This window comes from Streptomyces vinaceus, assembly GCF_008704935.1.
Lineage (GTDB): Bacteria > Actinomycetota > Actinomycetes > Streptomycetales > Streptomycetaceae > Streptomyces > Streptomyces vinaceus.
In genome coordinates this window covers 5,259,050-5,275,746 of the sequence record NZ_CP023692.1, presented here as the reverse complement: position 1 = coordinate 5,275,746, position 16,697 = coordinate 5,259,050, and the positions used below count along the sequence as shown (strand labels likewise).

Annotated in this window: 16 protein-coding genes; 9 read left to right on the top strand and 7 right to left on the bottom strand. The window is 74.8% G+C overall.

Going from position 1 to position 16,697, the window contains the following annotated elements; translation table 11 throughout:
• Nucleotides 1–25 precede the first annotated feature (25 nt).
• From CP980_RS23785 to CP980_RS23775, 3 genes are all read right to left on the bottom strand, one after another.
• A complete protein-coding gene (locus CP980_RS23785) occupies nucleotides 26–1,282 on the bottom strand; it encodes an NAD(P)/FAD-dependent oxidoreductase (RefSeq protein WP_150529044.1) in 1,257 nt (418 codons plus the stop codon).
• Nucleotides 1,283–1,438: 156 nt separating this feature from the next.
• Nucleotides 1,439–2,332 carry a TIGR01777 family oxidoreductase gene (locus CP980_RS23780; protein ID WP_150529043.1) on the bottom strand — a complete coding sequence of 298 codons (894 nt, stop codon included), beginning with the start codon at nucleotides 2,330–2,332 and terminating at the stop codon, nucleotides 1,439–1,441.
• Between the two features lie 100 nt (nucleotides 2,333–2,432).
• A complete protein-coding gene (locus CP980_RS23775; RefSeq protein ID WP_132756123.1) occupies nucleotides 2,433–3,098 on the bottom strand; it encodes a VIT1/CCC1 transporter family protein in 666 nt (221 codons plus the stop codon).
• A gap of 188 nt (nucleotides 3,099–3,286) precedes the next feature.
• On the opposite strand from CP980_RS23775, the gene CP980_RS23770 reads away from it, so the two are divergent.
• Complete coding sequence (locus CP980_RS23770) at nucleotides 3,287–4,414, top strand: PP2C family protein-serine/threonine phosphatase (RefSeq protein WP_150529042.1); 1,128 nt, start codon at nucleotides 3,287–3,289, stop codon at nucleotides 4,412–4,414.
• 73 nt (nucleotides 4,415–4,487) lie between these two features.
• Here CP980_RS23770 and CP980_RS23765 read toward each other — a convergent pair whose 3' ends face one another.
• Nucleotides 4,488–4,745 (bottom strand): hypothetical protein, encoded by a 258-nt coding sequence (locus CP980_RS23765; RefSeq protein ID WP_099892962.1) that lies wholly within the window; start codon nucleotides 4,743–4,745, stop codon nucleotides 4,488–4,490.
• 117 nt (nucleotides 4,746–4,862) lie between these two features.
• On the opposite strand from CP980_RS23765, the gene CP980_RS23760 reads away from it, so the two are divergent.
• Nucleotides 4,863–5,234, top strand: coding sequence for an ArsC/Spx/MgsR family protein (locus CP980_RS23760; protein WP_132755780.1), 372 nt, complete (start codon nucleotides 4,863–4,865; stop codon nucleotides 5,232–5,234).
• A 110-nt stretch (nucleotides 5,235–5,344) separates the two neighbouring features.
• Nucleotides 5,345–5,902, top strand: a complete 558-nt coding sequence (locus CP980_RS23755; protein WP_229907210.1) for a hypothetical protein — start codon at nucleotides 5,345–5,347, stop codon at nucleotides 5,900–5,902.
• 21 nt (nucleotides 5,903–5,923) lie between these two features.
• On the opposite strand, the gene CP980_RS23750 is transcribed toward CP980_RS23755, so the two are convergent.
• On the bottom strand, nucleotides 5,924–6,853 hold the full coding sequence (locus CP980_RS23750) for a Gfo/Idh/MocA family protein (RefSeq protein WP_132756119.1): 930 nt from the start codon (nucleotides 6,851–6,853) through the stop codon (nucleotides 5,924–5,926).
• A 215-nt stretch (nucleotides 6,854–7,068) separates the two neighbouring features.
• Between CP980_RS23750 and glnII the strand changes: the two genes are divergently transcribed.
• Together glnII and CP980_RS23740 are read left to right on the top strand one after the other, a co-directional pair.
• On the top strand, nucleotides 7,069–8,088 hold the full coding sequence (glnII, locus tag CP980_RS23745) for a glutamine synthetase (RefSeq protein ID WP_099892955.1): 1,020 nt from the start codon (nucleotides 7,069–7,071) through the stop codon (nucleotides 8,086–8,088).
• Between the two features lie 412 nt (nucleotides 8,089–8,500).
• Complete coding sequence (locus CP980_RS23740) at nucleotides 8,501–9,106, top strand: winged helix-turn-helix domain-containing protein (RefSeq protein WP_150529041.1); 606 nt, start codon at nucleotides 8,501–8,503, stop codon at nucleotides 9,104–9,106.
• A gap of 61 nt (nucleotides 9,107–9,167) precedes the next feature.
• On the opposite strand, the gene CP980_RS23735 is transcribed toward CP980_RS23740, so the two are convergent.
• Together CP980_RS23735 and CP980_RS23730 are read right to left on the bottom strand one after the other, a co-directional pair.
• Nucleotides 9,168–10,619 (bottom strand): PepSY-associated TM helix domain-containing protein, encoded by a 1,452-nt coding sequence (locus CP980_RS23735; protein WP_150529040.1) that lies wholly within the window; start codon nucleotides 10,617–10,619, stop codon nucleotides 9,168–9,170.
• 75 nt (nucleotides 10,620–10,694) lie between these two features.
• Entirely contained in the window at nucleotides 10,695–11,309 is a 615-nt protein-coding gene (locus tag CP980_RS23730; protein WP_229907211.1) for a hypothetical protein, read from the bottom strand.
• A gap of 203 nt (nucleotides 11,310–11,512) precedes the next feature.
• On the opposite strand from CP980_RS23730, the gene CP980_RS23725 reads away from it, so the two are divergent.
• From CP980_RS23725 to CP980_RS23710, 4 genes are all read left to right on the top strand, one after another.
• On the top strand, nucleotides 11,513–12,115 hold the full coding sequence (locus CP980_RS23725; protein ID WP_150529039.1) for a rhomboid-like protein: 603 nt from the start codon (nucleotides 11,513–11,515) through the stop codon (nucleotides 12,113–12,115).
• 123 nt (nucleotides 12,116–12,238) lie between these two features.
• On the top strand, nucleotides 12,239–13,036 hold the full coding sequence (locus tag CP980_RS23720) for a tyrosine-protein phosphatase (protein WP_150529038.1): 798 nt from the start codon (nucleotides 12,239–12,241) through the stop codon (nucleotides 13,034–13,036).
• A 99-nt stretch (nucleotides 13,037–13,135) separates the two neighbouring features.
• On the top strand, nucleotides 13,136–15,082 hold the full coding sequence (locus CP980_RS23715) for a hypothetical protein (protein WP_373312937.1): 1,947 nt from the start codon (nucleotides 13,136–13,138) through the stop codon (nucleotides 15,080–15,082).
• 157 nt (nucleotides 15,083–15,239) lie between these two features.
• The gene (locus CP980_RS23710) at nucleotides 15,240–16,667 is read left to right on the top strand and encodes a hypothetical protein (protein WP_150529037.1); all 1,428 of its coding nucleotides are present in this window, start codon (nucleotides 15,240–15,242) and stop codon (nucleotides 16,665–16,667) included.
• Nucleotides 16,668–16,697: the final 30 nt, after the last annotated feature.

Here is a 16,697-nt window from a genome sequence, read left to right as displayed (position 1 = left end):
AACCGGGCCCGGTCCGTGGTGGTTCTCAGGCCACCGCCCGTACCGCGGGCTCCGCGCTCGCCGGGAGCCGGATGCCGAAGTCGCGCAGGACGGCGGTGGCGGCGCGGCGGGCCGAGTGCAGGGCCCCCTGGACGGTGTTGGAGTCGCGGTGGTCGCCGCAGACGTACAGCCCGGCCAGGACCCGGACCGGCCGGCGCAGGTCGTACGGCGGCGGCATCGCGGGGACGGCCTCGGGGGTGTGGTGGACGGCCAGCAGCTCCCAGTCGCGGGTGCCGGTCTCGTACAGGCGGGCCAGGCGCGAGGCGACCGTACGGGCGGGGGGCGGCGGGCCGAGCACGGTGGTGGTGACCAGGCTCCGGCCGGCCGGGGCCCGCGTCGGGTCGACCGCGCTCATCACGGCGGTGTGGGCGACGGGCCAGCGCGGATCCCCGTCGAGCAGGAGCGAGCCGTCCCACGGGAGCGGGGCGGCGGTGGCGTGGTGGACGACGGTGACCTCGTGGAAGGCGGGCACCCGCAGCCCTGGCAGCAGTTCGGCGGCGGCCCGGGCGTTCGTGGCCAGGACGGCGGAGCGGCAGCTGAAGTCGCCGTGCTCCTCGGTGGTGACCAGTTTGGTCGCCACCGACCGGACCCGGACCCCGGTGCGCACCGTGCCGGGCGGCAGGGTGGAGGCGAGGAGTTCGGGCAGGGTGGCGGCCCCGCCCTCGGGCACGGCGATCCGGCCGCGGGCGAAGGTGCGCAGGGCCAGGTCGGCGACCCGGCTGGAGGTGGTGAGCTCCGGATCGCGCAGGAGCGCGGTGAGCAGGGGGCGCAGGGTCGCGCCGAGGGCCCGGGAGCGCAGGGCGGCGAGTGCGGTGCGCTCGGGGCGGGCCAGTACGCGTTCCACCGGCAGGGCGGCGAGCCGGCCGAGGTACGCGCTGAGCCGGGCCTGGTCGAAGGACCCGCTGGCCAGTGCGCGGGCCGGGGTCAGGGCCCCGGCGCGCAGCTGCCGGCCGTCGGTGTGGATGAGCACCCCGGGCGCGAAGGGGCGCAGGACCAGGCCGGACAGGCCGGGGGTCCGGTCGAGTTCGGTGTACGAGGTGTTGAGCAACTGTCCGATCCGGTCCAGCCGGAATCCGTCGACGTGCTCGGTGGCCATCCGGCCGCCGGGATCGTCGGCCGCCTCCAGGACGGTGACCGTGACCCCTGCGGCGATCAGGTGGTGCGCCGCCGCGAGTCCTGAGACCCCGGCTCCTACGATGACGACGTCCGCGTGCTGTGCGGTGCGGTGCGAGCTGGTGAGCACGTGCCCCTCCCCGAGGTCGGCGCGGCTGTGTGGGAATCCTCCTTCCCCCAACGGGCTCCAGGGGAACCCGAGTTCGGTCGGGTATTACGGGCGGCTCCGGTCGCACACCGGTCGCACCCGGGTCACAGACGGTCGCACGGGGGCGGGAGCGCCGGGCTATTCGGCCAGTGCGGCGCGGATCGACCCCTCGATGTCCGGGTGCCGGAAGGTGAAGCCGGACTCCAACAGCCGGGTGGGGCGCACGCGCTGGCTGCCGATCACGTCCCCGGCGAACTCACCGAGGGCGAGGCGCAGGGCGGGGGCCGGTACGGGGAGCAGGGTCGGCCGGTGCAGGACGCGGCCCATCGCGGCGGTGACCTCGCGGTTGGTCAGCGGTTCGGGGGCGGTGAGGTTGAGGGGGCCGGACAGGTCCGGAGTGTCGACGGCGTGCCGCAGGGCGGCGATCTCGTCGTGCAGGGAGATGAAGGACCAGTACTGGCGGCCGTTGCCGAGCCGGCCGCCGAGCCCGGCCTTGAAGATCGGGAACAGCTTGCCCCAGGCCCCGCCCTCGGCGGCGACGACCAGTCCGGTCCGGGCGAAGACCGTCCGTACGCCGGCCAGCTGGGCGGGGGCGGCGGCCGCCTCCCACTCGACGCAGACCTCGGGCAGGAAGCCCTGTCCGGCCGGGGCGTGCTCGTCGACGGCACGGTCGCCGGTGTCGCCGTAGTAGCCGATGGCGCTGCCGCAGACGAAGACGGCGGGCGGCGCGTCGAGCGCGGCGATCGCCCGGGCCATGGCGTCGGTGCCCGCGACCCGGCTGTCGCGGATCTCCTTCTTGTACGCGGCGGTCCAGCGGTGATCGCCGACCCCGGCGCCGGCGAGGTGGACCACGGCCCCGCAGCCGGCGAGACCGGCGGGGTCGACGTGGCCGCGCCGCGGATCCCACTCGGCCTCGTCGGGCGCGGAGGGCGTACGCCGTACGAAGCGCACCACCTCGTGCCCGTCGGCCCGGAGGGACCGTACGAGTGCCTGCCCGATGAGCCCGCTGGAACCGGTGATCGCGATGCGCATGCCCCCATGATGCAGCCCCGCCGCCCCGCGGCTGGTGCAGCCCCGCCGCCCCGCGGCGCGTCCGCGTCCGGCGGATCGGGCCCGGCCGGCGTCCGGGCCCTCAGGACGCGCCCAGCAGGGTTCCCGCCGCGTACGTGACGGCCATCGCGAGGGCGCCGCCGGTGACGTTGCGCAGGATCGCCCGGGGGGCGGGGGCTCCGCCCAGGCGGGCGCTGATCACCCCGCACAGCGTCAGCGCCGCCAGGACCGCCGCCACCGTCACCGGCACCCGCTGCGACGGCCCCGGCAGCACGATCGCCAGCAGCGGCAGCAGCGCCCCCACCGTGAACGCGATCAGGCTCGCGAACGCCGCGTGCCAGGGGTTCACCAGTTCGTCGGGGTCGATCCCGAGCTCCACCCGCGCGTGCGCCCTCAGCGCGTCCCGCTCCGTCAGCTGTACGGCCGCCTCCCGTGCGAGCTCCCGCTTCAGCCCTCTGGCCTCCAGCAGCTCGGTCAGTTCCGTCAGCTCCGCCTCCGGGTCCTCCGCCAGCTCCCGCCGTTCCGTCTCCAGCGCGGCCCGCTCCGAGTCCCGCTGGGAGCTCACCGAGACGTACTCCCCCGCCGCCATCGACAGGGCCCCCGCCAGCAGTCCGGCCACCCCCGCCGCGAGGATCGGCGCCCGCGCGGTGGTGGCCCCGGCCACGCCCACCACCAGGCCCGCCGTGGAGATGATCCCGTCGTTCGCGCCGAGCACCCCGGCCCGCAGCCAGTTCAGCCGCGAGCCGATCTCCGCGCTCTGTTCCGCCGTACCCGGGCCGCCCTGCCCGCGCGGCCCGCCCTGCCCGCGCGGCCCGCTCTGCCCGCCGCCCGCTCCCGTATCGGTCACGGGACCACTGTCGGCGCCCGGACCCCGCGAGGCCACCCGGCGGGCCGGTCCGGCGTGCGCGCCCTCCGCGCCCGTACCAGGGTGGAGGGGTGAGACGCCGACGCGAGGAGCCCGGCTGGCTGCACGGCAAGCCGCCACCGCTGTGGGCCCGCATTGCCCCCGTGGCGGCACTCGTGGTGCTGGTGCTCGTACAGCGCCTCACCCAGGGCGAGGCCGAGGTGGGCTTCTTCCTGGCCGGACTGCCGCCGGTGGCCGCCTTCGCCTACGGGGCCGCCGGCACCGCCGTCTTCGCCGGGATCGTGCTGTCGCTGCTCGGCATGCCGTGGGCCGGTTCCGCGCACCCGCGGGGCGCGGACCTGGCCACGGTGGCCGCGATCGGGCTGTTGAGCGTGGTCATCGCCTGGGTCCGCCGGCGGCGCGACGCGCAGCTGGTCAGCGTACGGACGGTCGCGGAGGCGGCGCAGCTGGCGGTGCTGCCGCCCGTACCGGAGCAGGTCGGTCCGGTGCGCTGCGCGGGGCTGTACCGGGCCGCCCAGCGCGGCACCCTGGTCGGCGGCGACCTGTACGACGTACGGGTCGGGCCGTACGGGGTACGGGCGCTGGTCGGGGACGTGCAGGGGCACGGTCTCGCGGCGGTCGGCACGGTGGCCGCGCTACTCGGCGCCTTCCGCGAGGGGGTGCTGGACGATCCCGAGCTCGCGGCGGTGGCCGCCCGGCTGGACCGCAGGCTGCTGGCGGACACCGCGGGGTCGGCGGAGGGGGCGGGGGCGGAAGGGGAGGGGTCGGAGGGGGAGGCGGCGTCGGAGCAGCCGGAGCTGTTCGCGACGGCGCTGCTGCTGGAGTTCCCGCCCGGGCTGGACCTGGTACGGATCCTCTCGTGCGGGCATCCGCCGGCGCTGCTGCTGCGGGCGGCCGCGGTGTCCGAGCTGGCCGTGGAACCGGGCCCCCCGCTGGGGCTGGGGCTCGCCGGGCCGGACCTCGCGGTGGTGGCCGACGTACGGCTGCTGCCGGGCGACCGGCTGCTGGCGCACACGGACGGGGTGACGGAGGCCCGGGACGCGGCGGGCGAGTTCTACCCCCTGGCGGACCGGCTCCCGGCCCTGGAGCGGGAGCCGGCGGGGCTGGTCGAGGCGGTGTGGCAGGACCTGGTGCAGTTCACCGCCGGCGGCCCCCGCGACGACGTGGCCCTGCTGGTGCTGTCCCTCCCGGAGGTCTGACCGGCCGGGCCCGGCCGGTCGTCCGGCGGGCGTCCGGCAGGCCGGGGGGCCGGCCGGACGCCGTCGGGCAGGCTCAGGCTCCGTTGCTGACGATGTAGGCGCGGACCAGCTTGCACGTGACGTTCGACGGACGGTGGATGCCCGTGCGGACGGCCATCGTGCGGATCTTCCGGTTGGTGGCACGGCGGGCGTCGTACGTCCCCGAATCGAGCAGGGATATCGCCAGCCGCATCGCCTTCAGACGGCGGTTGTGGCTCTCGTACCACTCGCGGGGCAGGCCCGCCGGCAGCGGCTTCTTCTTGACGGGCTCGAAGGTCATGGCAGTGGCCATCTACAGCCTCCCAAACGGTAGTTGGCTTCCTGTCGTTCTCCCTCGATTTTACCGGGGGCCACTGACAAAAGCCCTGGCCGGACGGGCCCCGAGCGGGCGCGCCCTAGGCTGGGGGCCATGGAGATCTGGATCAATCCCGCCTGCTCGAAGTGCCGCAGCGCGCTGACCCTGCTGGACACGGAGGGCGCCGAGTACACGGTGCGCCGCTACCTGGAGGACGTACCCTCCGAGGCCGAGCTCCGCGAGGTCCTGGGCCGGCTCGGCCTGGAGCCGTGGGACATCACCCGCACCTCGGACCCCCTGGCCAAGGAGACGGGCGTACGGGACCTGCCGCGCGAGGAGACGGACGAGGCCCGGGGGCGCTGGATCGCCCACCTGGCGGCACACCCCAAGCTCATCCAGCGCCCGATCATCACGGCGGAGGACGGCTCGGCGGTGGTCGCCCGCTCGGAGGAGGCGGTCCGCGAGGCCCTGTCCCGCCGGGCCTGACCCGGGCACCCGCCCCCGTTCCTCATCTCGGCCTCACCTCGTCACCCTCTAGGGTGTGAAACCAAGCAAAAGGGATGTAACGCGCAAAAGGATCACATCAGAGGACAGCGATGACCCACGAGCAGACCCGGCCGGACGCACACGACCCGCAGGAACAGGGACGGCTCCCCCGACCCCACCTGCCCCCACCGCGCCGGGGCGCCGACTGGATGTTCGGCGGGGTCTACGGGACCGTGCTCGCATCGGGCCTGCTCGCCGCGCTCGACCAGGCGGGCGAGGAGTCCACCCCGTTCTACGACGCCAGCTGGGTGCTGGTCACCGCCGTCGCGGCCGCCCTCGCGCACGGCTACTCGCACCACATGAGCAGCCATCAGGCCGGCTCCGCCGCCCACGGGTGGCGGGTGCTCGCACGGGCGCTGTGGAACGAGTGGCCGATGATCGCGGCCACCCTTCCCACCGTCCTGCTGCTGCTCGCCTCCGGGCTCACCCACTGGGACTCCCACGCGGTGACCGCCGTCGGGCTCGGCCTGAACACCGCCCTGCTGTTCGCGTGGGGCTCCTTCGTGGCGCTGCGCGTCGGCCACCGGCTCGGCCCGGCCCTGCTCAAGGGCTTGGCGGACGCCACCTTCGGCCTCGCCATCATCGTGGCCAACGCCCTCATCAAGTAGCCCCGAGGCGCCGGGCCCCGGTCACTGCGGCAGCTGGGACTCGGCCTCGGCCAGGATTTCCGTCAGACGGGCCGCGAACTGCGCGTCCCGGGGGTCCGCCACACCGGTGCGGGCGGCGGTGAGCAGGGCGTCGAGTGCGCGTCCGTACGCGCCCGGCACGTCGGTCCAGTTCGGCAGCGAGAACACGCCCTCGGCCCCGCGCAGCTCCAGGCCCACCCCGGCCGCCGCCGTCGGCGCGCCCAGGCTGAGCACGGCGGTGCTCGCGGCGCCCGAGGCGTGCCGCAGCGCGAGCTGGACCACGTCGGAGGGGCCGCGGGTGGCGGAGACGGAGGTGACGTCGCCCAGCACCGGGATCAGGACGGACAGGGCGTGCGGGCCGACGTCCCACAGACCGCCCTTGACCTTGCGCCAGGGCGAGGCGGCGTACGCGCTGGGCGCGCCGTCGGGCGGGAACACGGCGCCGAGCCAGTGGGCGCTCGCCGTGAACCACCCGGTGCGGGCGGCCTGCTCGGCGACCCAGCCGGCGGCCGGCTCGGCGAAGCGCAGGGTGAGGAAGACGACGGAGGCCACACCGTGCCGGGCCGCGGCGTGGGCGACGGCACGCGCGTCCTCGGCGGTGGTGGCGACGGGCTTGTCGAGGAGCAGTTGGCAGCCCGCGGCGGCCGCGCGTACGGCCATCGGGGCCTGGACGTCGGGCGGCAGGGCGAAGGCCACGACGTCACAGTCGGCGAACAGCTCGTCGGCGTCTTCGTACACCTTCACCCCGTACGCGTCGGCCAGCTCGGCCGCGGCCTCGGGGCGGCGGCCCCACACTCCGGCGAACTCGGAGCCGGCGTGCGCGGCGAGGGCGGGGGCATGGGTGCGGTGGGCCCAGGGGCCGGTGCCCAGCAGGCCGACCCGGGGGCGGGCGGGCAGGCGGGGGGAGTCCGCGGGACCGTCGGCCGCGTTCAAATCGTACGAAATGCTCACCCGCTCAGTCTGCCCCACTCGGACGGGTGTGCTGGCGCCGACCCGCACGGGCCACTCGACCTGCGGCGTAAACCTCGGTAACACGGGGTTCACACACGGGCAACGGAAGAGAAATCGCGAACGGGCACGCTGCGGTCACACCGCAACGCAGAGCCCGCAGAGTCTGCGCCGGAGCGACGCACCGAAGGATGGGGCCCGTGAGCTACAAGGCTGAGTACATCTGGATCGACGGCACCGAGCCGACGGCCAAGCTGCGCTCCAAGACGAAGATCCTGGCCGACGGCGAGGCGCTGCCGATCTGGGGCTTCGACGGATCGAGCACCAACCAGGCCGAGGGCCACGCCTCCGACCGCGTGCTCCAGCCGGTGTTCTCCTGCCCGGACCCGATCCGCGGCGGCGACAACCTCCTCGTGCTGTGCGAGGTCATGAACATCGACATGACCCCGCACGAGTCGAACACCCGCGCGCTGCTGCGTCCGGTCGCGGAGCAGTTCGGGGAGCAGGAGCCGATCTTCGGCATCGAGCAGGAGTACACCTTCTTCGACGGCATCCGGCCGCTCGGCTTCCCGGTGGGCGGATTCCCGGCCGCGCAGGGCGGCTACTACTGCGGCGTCGGCGCCGACGAGATCTTCGGCCGCGAGATCGTCGAGAAGCACCTGGACCACTGCCTGGCGGCGGGTCTGGCCATCTCGGGCATCAACGCCGAGGTCATGCCCGGCCAGTGGGAGTTCCAGGTCGGCCCGGTCGGCCCGCTGGAGGTCTCGGACCAGCTGTGGATCGCGCGCTGGCTGCTGTACCGCACCGCCGAGGACTTCAACGTCTCGGCGACGCTGAACCCGAAGCCGGTGAAGGGCGACTGGAACGGCGCGGGCGCGCACACCAACTTCTCCACGAAGGCGATGCGCGAGGACTACCGCGCCATCATCACGGCGTGCGAGGCGCTGGGCGAGGGCTCGAAGCCGCTGGACCACGTCAAGAACTACGGCGCCGGCATCGACGAGCGTCTGACGGGTCTGCACGAGACGGCCCCGTGGAACGAGTTCAGCTACGGCGTCTCGGACCGCGGCGCCTCGGTCCGCATCCCGTGGCAGGTGGAGAAGGACGGCAAGGGCTACATCGAGGACCGCCGCCCGAACGCGAACGTGGACCCGTACGTGGTGACCCGCCTCATCGTGGACACCTGCTGCACCAGCCTGAAGAAGGAGGGCCTGGTCTGAGACCCGGCCCGCCCCGCCCGCACGACACGGCGCCCGCCGAGCCCCAGTGGCCCGGCGGGCGCCGTGCGTCGGGGTTACCGGAGGTCCGCCGGAGGCCTCGTCGCGGAATTTGAGATTCCGCTCCACGGACTGAGACGGAGCCTGCCCTGAGCCCGTGACATCTGCTTCAATGGCGCTCATGGCCAGCCACTCGCACACCTCGAACGGTCGCAGCGACCTCGAGCCGTTCTGGCCCTCCCGTCAGGATCACGATTTCGACCGGGTGTGTTGCCGCACGGAGAACGCGCCGACCCTCTAAAGCCTTTCGGGATCCGCCCACGGAGCTCCCCCGAGGCCTTCGGTCCGCGCGGTACGCGATGACGTACGTACGTCCTCTCCTGCCTGCCACTTCGCGTGAAAGAGCTGACCACTCATGTCTCACACCCGTTCCCTGACTTCCGCCGCCTCCGCCGCGACCGCTGCGACCGCGCCCCTCGCCTACCCGCCCAGTCCGCGCCAGCGGCTGCGCGCCGTGGACCGCAACGAGGTCGCCCGCGTGGTCGACCTCCTGCCGCCGGGCGCCACCTGGCTGCCCGCGCCGCAGCACGCCGTTCCGGCGCTGCCGGGTCAGCCGCCGATGGTCGGCTACCTGGTCCTCGTACCGGCCGGGTCGGACGATCTGCCGCCGATCGCCTTCGCCCCCCAGGCCGTTCCGCAACCCCTTCCCCAGCCCCCGGCGGCGGCCGCCACCGCCGGGGACGAGCTGGTCCGCATCGACTCCGCCCAGCGCACCGCCGAGGTCGACGGCCGGGTGCTCGACCTGACGTACCTGGAGTTCGAGCTGCTGGCCCACCTGGTCGCACACCCGCACCGGGTGCACAGCCGGGACCAGCTGGTGACCACGGTCTGGGGCTACGGCCACGTCGGCGACGGCCGGACCGTGGACGTCCACGTCGCCCGCCTGCGCCGCAAGCTGGGCGCGGCGCACCGCGGCGCGATCCAGACCGTGCGCCGCGTGGGCTACAAGTACGCGCCCTGAGCCGGCCGGCGGGCGGGCCCGTACCCCCGAGCGGAGTACGGGCCCACCCGCCGCGTGGGGCTTAGGCCGCGCGGCGCGCCGCGATCGCTCCGAGCACCACGTCGACCACGAGGAACGCGACCAGGCTGATGCCGAGCATCGGTACGAACCACCCGACCACCGCGGTCACCGCGGCGAGCGGGAGCAGCACCGCCGGCGGGACCTTGCGCCAGGCTCCGCGCGGCTGCGGGCGGCCGGCCGACAGGGTGCGGTCCTTGGTGGGCCGGCGCAGCCACCACATGCGGTAGCCCCAGAACACCAGGAACATCACGGCGACGGCGAGCGCGCCGAGGGCTATCTGGTTGGCGAGGCCGAGGGTCTTGCCCATGTGCAGGTCGATGCCGAAGCGCGTCAGCTTGGCGAGCACGGGGTAGTCGGCGAAGCGCAGTTCGTCGATGATCCGGCCGTCGGCGGGGTCGACGGAGACCGAGTCGAGGTGGACCGGCAGTTGCTTGTCCTGCTCCTTGACGACGTAGCCGTTGCCCTTGGCGGGCAGGGTGACGCGCAGTTCGTGGGTGACCCCGGCGGCGCGGGCGGCGGCGACGGCCCTGTCGATGCCGATGTCGGCGGCGGCCGGGGCCGCGGGCATCTCCATGCCCTCGGGCATGCCGTGCCCGGCGTGCCCCGCGTGCTCGTCGGAGCCGGCGGCCGAACCGGGGGCGAGGGCCGCGGAGACCGAGGGGGTGGCGCCGCCGAGCCCGTCCTGGACCCGGCCGATGTGCTCGCCCGCGTACTTCGACCACGTCAGGCCGGTGGCGGAGAGCGCGACGAGTCCGGCGACGGCCCACAGGCCGACGGCTCCGTGCCAGGACAGGGTCTTGCGGCGGCCGGTGGCGGCGCGGTCGGGCAGGACGAGCAGGGCCTTGCGGGAGCGGCGGCGGCCGATCCACAGGGCGAGGCCGCCGAGTGCGACGACCCAGAGCCAGCTCGCGGCGAGTTCGCTGTAGTTCCGCCCGAACTCGCCGAGCTGGAGGCTGGAGTGGAACTCGCTGAGCCAGGCGCGCAGCGGCAGCGCGTCGCCCTCGGTGGTCAGCACTCCGTTGACGTGGGCGGAGTACGGGTCCACGAACACGGTCCGGGTCTGCCCCTCGGCCAGACCCGGAGCCTCCATGATCACGCGGGTGGTCGCCTCGGCGTCGGGCGCGGGCCACACGCCCACGACCTTGCCGTCCGGCACGGTGGCCCGGGCGGCCGTGAGCTGGGCGCTGAGCGGCACGGTGCTCTCGCTGACCTCGGAGACGGTCAACTCGTCGGAGTAGATGATCTTTTCGGCCTGCCAGGAGCCCGCGTACAGCAGGCCCGTGGCCGCGGCGAGGAAGAGCAGCGGGGCGATCAGGACCCCCGCGTAGAAGTGCATGCGCAGGAGCAGGGGCCGCAGGGCGGCCCAGGCTCCGGGCTTGGAGGGTGCGGCGGGCGTATCGGGGGTCGCGGCGGCGTCCGGGGTACGGACGTCCTGAACCTCGTCAAGGGACATGTGGGTCCTAGGTGTGGGCGCATTGGCGCAGACGTGGGGTGAACCGGCCCCAGGTCTCGCCCCTCGGCCGGTCCGTCAGACGGCGAGGGCGCTGCGGCCGGGGGCCGTGGCGCGGGTGTGGGGCCCCCGGGGCGGGCCGCGGCGCACCAGGGTGTGGGCGGGCACCGCTCCGCGCAGCCCGCGCGGGGGTTCGTACGAGGGCCGGGGCGCGGGCGGCGCCGGTACGGGGGCCGACCGGGCCCGGAGCAGCGCGAAGGCGCGGCCGAGCGGCCGGGCCGCCAGCAGCGCGGCGGCGCCGAGGACCGGGGCCAGCCGGAACACGGCCGCCTCGCCCCAGGCCAGCCAGGCGGCGCAGAACAGACCGGCGAGCACGTGCGCGGCGGTCATGCCGAAGCCGCCGTGCCCGGCCGTGCCGGCCATGTCGCTCATGTGGGCCATGTCGGCCATATCGGCCATGCCGTGGGCGTCCGCCATGCCCTGGGCGTCCGCCATGCCGGCCATGTGGTGGTGGGCGGGCATCGGCCCGGGCATGGGCAGGGGAGCCGACACCGGGGCCCGGTGACCGCCCTGCCCCGCCTGGCTGCCCGAGAAGAGCAGGTGCAGAACTCCCTGCACGGCGAGGAGCGCCGCGCTGATCCCGGCCGGCCCCCGGCGGCGCCCCGCGCCGAGCCACGCGAGCCCGCCCGTCACCCCGAATGCACCCAGAAGGCCTATTGGGGGAATGTCCGTGCCAGACATGTACGAATGCCCCACCGCACCCAAGGCGGTGCACACCGCCGCGAACATCGCGGCCCGTGTGGCGCGCAGCGGCGCGGGGGTTCCTGACATGGCTGAAACATGCTCGCACGGGCCCCGGCTCCGCCAGTCCCAGGGTCGTATCCGATCATGATCTGATGAATTCACTGCTGTGGCCGCCGCCGGCCCTCGGCGTGGTGTACGCGGGCGGGCTCCAGCTCGGGGCCTACGCCTTGGAGCGACAGGGGCGGGCGGAGCGCGAGCGGGTGCTGCGGGGCTGCTCGACGAATGTCGACAATCTCGCGGCCGGCCGCTGGGAGACCCTGCTGAGCAGCGCCTTCGTCGTCGAGGAGCCCATGCCGCTGCCGTACGCGCTGCTGCTCGTGGCGGTCCTCGGGTACGCGGAGTACGCCTACGGGGCGTGGTGGACGGTCGGGGTGTTCCTTTTCGGACACGCCGCGGCGACGCTCCTCGTGTTCGGCGCCCTGCGCGGGACGGCCGACACCCCGACCCGGCGGGCGCTGGACGTGGGCGCGAGCTACGGCTTCAACGCGGTGCTCGGCGCGCTCACCTCCGCGCTGCCGCGCGGTCCGGTCCGTACGGCGGCCCGGGTCGGGCTGCTGGCGCTCGCCGCGGGGCCGGTGCTCAAGCGGGAGCGGACCTTCACGGACGCGGGGCACCTGGCGGCACTGGGGATCGGGGTCGGGCTGTCCCTCGTCCTCGATTACCTATCCGGGACGAAACACCTGAAAATCGGATGAACGAATAGCCATCACATCAGGGCACCACCGGACCGCCCGCATCGCCCGTACCACCCGGACCGCACGCACCACCCGCACCACCCGCACCACCCCCGCCGCACCCACACCGCTGGAGCCGCCACGATGACCACGACCACCCCCTCCACCACCGTCGCCAACCTCCGCGACCTCGGCGGCACCCCCCTCTCCGGCGGCCGCACCGTCCGCCCCGGCCTGGTCCTGCGCTCCGGCCAGCTCGACCGGCTCGACGTGGCCGCCGACCCGGTCGTGGCCGCGCTGGGCCTGCGTACGGTCGTCGACTTCCGCACCGACGCCGAGCGCGCCGCCCACCCGGACCGGATACCCGAGGGCGTGCGCCTCCTGGTCGAGGACGTCCTCGCCGACAAGCTGAACGCCGGGAAAATCCCGGCCGCCACGCAGCTGAAGGACCTGCTGTCCGACCCGGCGATGGCGGAGGAACACCTGGGCGGCGGCAAGGTGCAGGCGCTGTTCGCGGACACCTACCGGTCCTTCGTGTCCACCGCTTCCGCGCAGGCCGCGTACCGGACCCTGCTCACCGAGCTCGCCGACCCGCAGGCCGGCCCGCTGCTGTTCCACTGCACCGCCGGCAAGGACCGTACGGGCTGGGGCGCGACCGTCCTCCTCTCGCTGCTCGGCGCGGACGACGAGACGTTGATGGACGAGTACCTCTCCGTCAACCCGGCGGTCAAGCAGGCGTTCGCCCCGCTGATCGAGGGCTTCACGGTCGCCGGCGGCAACCCGGACATCGCGCTGGGCCTGATCGGGGTCTTCCCGGAGTACCTGCAGGCCGCGCTCGACGAGGTCGGCACGCGCTACGGCTCGATGGAGAAGTACGTGCGCGAGGGGCTCGGCGTCCCCGACGAGGCCGTCGAGGCCCTGCGCACCCGACTGGCGCAATGACCGGGGGCGGCCCGGTCCCCGTCCGGCCGGGCGCCGTTTGACCCGAACGTGGGACCCGGGGACGGGTGACCATCCGACGATTCGCTCGTTCTGCTGAACGTGACTGCGCCGGACACCGCCACCCGCCCCCCGTCTCCCGTACCGCCTCCCGACGTCGAACTGGCCGAGGCGGCCATCGTCGAGCACTACCCGCGGCTGGTGCGGCTCGCCTATCTGGTGCTGCCGCCCGCCCTGGGCCGCAACCGGCGGGTACTGACCGCCCATTCGCTGGCCCAGCGGGCGCTCCCGCGCGGGCGGCGCGGCGCCGGTGCGGAGGCCGCCGCCGCTGCCGCCGTACAGGGCGGGGTCCCGGGCCAGCGGGGGACGGCGGGCGCCGATCCGGGGTACGCGTACGTACGGCTGAGGGTGCTGCGCGCCGCCCTGGAGGCCGGGATCCCGCTCACGTTCAAGGCGCTGCCCCGGCGGGCCCAACTGCCTCCGCTGCTCCCCCAGGTGTGGGGCCTGCGGCTGTTCCCGCGCTCCGGCGGGGCCGAGGAGCTGGCCCTGGACCAGTGGCTGGCCACCCTCGACGGCCCCGGCCGGGCGGCCTGCGTCCTGCGCGCCCTGGAGCGGCTGCCGGAGCCGGAGGTGCTGCGGGTGCTCGCCGAGGCCGGGGTCGCGAACCCCGCCGCGGCGGTCGCGGAATCGGGGGATCCGGCCAACGACGCCCTGTTCGCCTCGCCGGAGTTCGATCCGTGCGTGCTCCAGGCACGCCCCACCGACCTGCTGCGCCGGCGCCGCTTCGGGCGGGCCGGTCTGGCCGCCGCGGCCGCCCTCGCCGTGTGCGGGGCGCTGCTCGCGCTGCCCGGTGGCGGCTGGGGCGCGGACGGGGCGGCGGCCCCGCCGTACGCGCTCAACGCGGCGGCCGAGCAGGCGCTGGACCCGGGCAAGGTGGTCCGGGTCGCGCCCACCGCCTGGCGTACCTCCTCCCGTACGGGCTTCTCCACCTGGCCCGCCCGCGGCGACCGCACCGACGACGCCGAACTGCTGCGCCGGGCGCTGGCCGTGTGGGCCCGGCCGGGCCGGACGGTGGTCGCCTCGGCCACCCCGGGCACCCCGCCCGGACCGCCGATGGGCCCGCCGCAGCTGCTGTTCGCGGGCGCCGTCGACCAGGCGGTGGTGGTCCTGCTGTACGACGGCCTGCGCGTGGTCCGGTACGCGGAGCCCCGCGCCGGCACCTCGGTCGCCGCCCTCGACTTCGCCCGGACCGACGCCGCCTCGGCGGAGTCCGCGACCGCGCTCGTGCTGAGCCGGGTCGACGGCAACGTCCGCTACCTGACCGCGCCGTGGGTCACCGGGGCGGGGCTGCGGGACCTGCTCAAGCCCGGCGACGCCCCGACGGCGCTCAAGCTGGGCAAGGACGGGGTCACGCCGCCGGTGGCGAGCCCGGCCCCGACGGGCAGCTGCACCGGCTGGAACGCCCTGGCCCTGACCGGCGGCGGCGCCACCCGGCTTGTCACCGACCTCGGCGAACTGACCCCGGCCCGGCTGACCTCGGGCGCGCCGGGCGCGGAGCGCGACGTAGCGGAGGGGGCCGAGCTCGGCGACTGGTCGCGGATCGCGTGCCTGCTGCCGTCGGTCCGCTCGCACGGCGTCCGCAGCGTCAACGCCTGGACGTACGCGAAGCAGCCGCTGCCCGAGGGCGACGGCACCGCGACCTGGCTGTGCACCCGGGCCGAGACCTGGGCGGGTACGGAGGACCGGGTGCAGGCGCAGTTCCTGGCCCCGGGTGCGCCGCTGGCGGCGCAGGCGGCGAAGGCGGAGGGCTCGCCGGCGTGCGGGGCGCGGGAGCCGCGGGTGCTGGCGGGCGTGCTGTGGAAGTCGAAGGCGGGCCAGTGGTACGTGCTGGCGGCGGGCAGCGCGCAGTTCGCGTCGCTGTCGGTGTCGGGCGGCGGGGTGACCGGTTCGGCGAACGGCAACCGGCTGGCGGTGAAGGCGCCTGCGGGCGCGCAGGTGGAGCTGGCGGGCAAGCTGACGGACGGCACGAAGGCGGGGGTGCTCCGCTAGACCGGCGACGATCTGGATGAATCTTCAACCGTCAGGAACGGGTGGGGAGTTGGCGGGATCCGGACATGACGGCCACACGGCACACATGGCATGATCGGGTTCCGGTTACCACGCGGTAACCACCAACACCCCCCTCACGGACCGAAGGTTCCCCCACGTGCGCATGCTCGCCCGCCGGCTCCTGCTGCCCGGCATCACCACCCTCGCGCTCACCGCCACCGGATGCTCGTCCACACCGCACACCGGCGCCGCCGACGCGGCCGCCCCCGCCACCCTCGCTCCCGCGGGCGACGGCACGTCGCAGCAGCTCGACGTGGCCGCCGCGCCGGAGGGGACGCCGACTCCGGCGGCCGTGGCCCGCGCGGGCGGGAAGGGCCGTACCGAGCAGTCCTCGCTGAAGGTCGCCTCGTACGACCCGGCGAGCGGACGGGCCGTCATAACCAAGGCCCCCCAGGGGCCCGCTCCCAAGCCCACGAAGTCCACCTCCGCCCCCACCACCCCCTCCTCGCCCTCCCCGACGGCCGACAAGCCCGTCGCCGTCGGCGACGTCATCGCCAGCGCGCCGGCGCCCGGCGCCCCCAACGGCCTGCTCGCCAAGGTCACCGAGGTCGTCGGGAAGACCGACCGCGGCACCGAGGTGAAGACCGCCTCCACGACGCTGGCCTCCGTACTGAACGACGACAAGGCCGAGGGCAAGGTCCCCGTCGACCCGTCGTCGGTCACCGTCGAGCCCCTGATGAAGGGCGTCACGTTCTCCTGGGCCAAGACCGGGGGCGTGAAGTTCGGCCCCGAGGGCGCGAAGCTGCCGCTCGGCAACCTGCGGCTCGACGTGAACGCCGCCGTCGACACCGCCCCGGACGCCCCCGCCTCGGCCGGCGCCTCGGTCTCCGGGTTCGTCCAGCTCGCCCCTCAGGTGGAGTTCTCCTACGACGGCACCCCGGGCGCCGGCTCCGGCCCGCGCGGCGCCTTCCTCGGCATGAGCGGCGACTGGTCCTCGCAGTGGAAGCTCCAGGGCCGCGCCGCCGCGAGCACCGGAGCGCCCAAGCGGATCCCGTTCGCCAAGCTGCACAGCGCCCCGGTCATCCAGGTCGGCCCGGTGCCGGTCGTCGTCAACCTCGACCTGACCTGCTACGTCCAGGTGGAGGCCGACGGCCGCGTGACCCTCGACGTCCAGCAGGACGTCAAGGGCGACTTCAAGGTCGGCGGCAGCTACGCCCTGGGCAAGGGGTGGACGCCGGTCAGCCGGTCCGACGTCAAGAGCACGCCGGTCACGGCGACGGTGACCGCCGCCGGCAAGGTCAAGGGCGCGCTCGGCGCCGAGGCCTCCGTCGGCCTGTACGGGGCCGTCGGCGTCAGCGCGGACTTCGCCCCGTACCTGCGCGGCGAGGCCGACGCCAAGGCGAGCGCGTCCAGCGACGGAAAGACCTCCCTCAGCGGCGCCTGGGCCCTGTACGGCGGCTTCGACCTGAGCGGGCAGCTCCACCTCCAGCTCTCCCTGTTCGGCACCCCGGTCTTCGAGCGCAAGATCCCGCTGGGCGCCCTCAACCGCGAGTGGGCGCTCGCGAGCGGGCACGCGGGGCGGTAGCCGGAGCGGCACGTGACGGGAAGGCCCCCG

Excerpts from the sequence above, each read along its gene's own strand:
- CP980_RS23780 (WP_150529043.1), bottom strand. The coding sequence starts at position 2,332 with ATGCGCATCGCGATCACCGGTTCCAGCGGGCTCATCGGGCAGGCACTC.
- CP980_RS23765 (WP_099892962.1), bottom strand. The coding sequence starts at position 4,745 with ATGGCCACTGCCATGACCTTCGAGCCCGTCAAGAAGAAGCCGCTGCCG.
- CP980_RS23760 (WP_132755780.1), top strand. The coding sequence starts at position 4,863 with ATGGAGATCTGGATCAATCCCGCCTGCTCGAAGTGCCGCAGCGCGCTG.
- CP980_RS23755 (WP_229907210.1), top strand. The coding sequence starts at position 5,345 with ATGACCCACGAGCAGACCCGGCCGGACGCACACGACCCGCAGGAACAG.
- CP980_RS23740 (WP_150529041.1), top strand. The coding sequence starts at position 8,501 with ATGTCTCACACCCGTTCCCTGACTTCCGCCGCCTCCGCCGCGACCGCT.
- CP980_RS23735 (WP_150529040.1), bottom strand. The coding sequence starts at position 10,619 with ATGTCCCTTGACGAGGTTCAGGACGTCCGTACCCCGGACGCCGCCGCG.
- CP980_RS23725 (WP_150529039.1), top strand. The coding sequence starts at position 11,513 with ATGAATTCACTGCTGTGGCCGCCGCCGGCCCTCGGCGTGGTGTACGCG.
- CP980_RS23720 (WP_150529038.1), top strand. The coding sequence starts at position 12,239 with ATGACCACGACCACCCCCTCCACCACCGTCGCCAACCTCCGCGACCTC.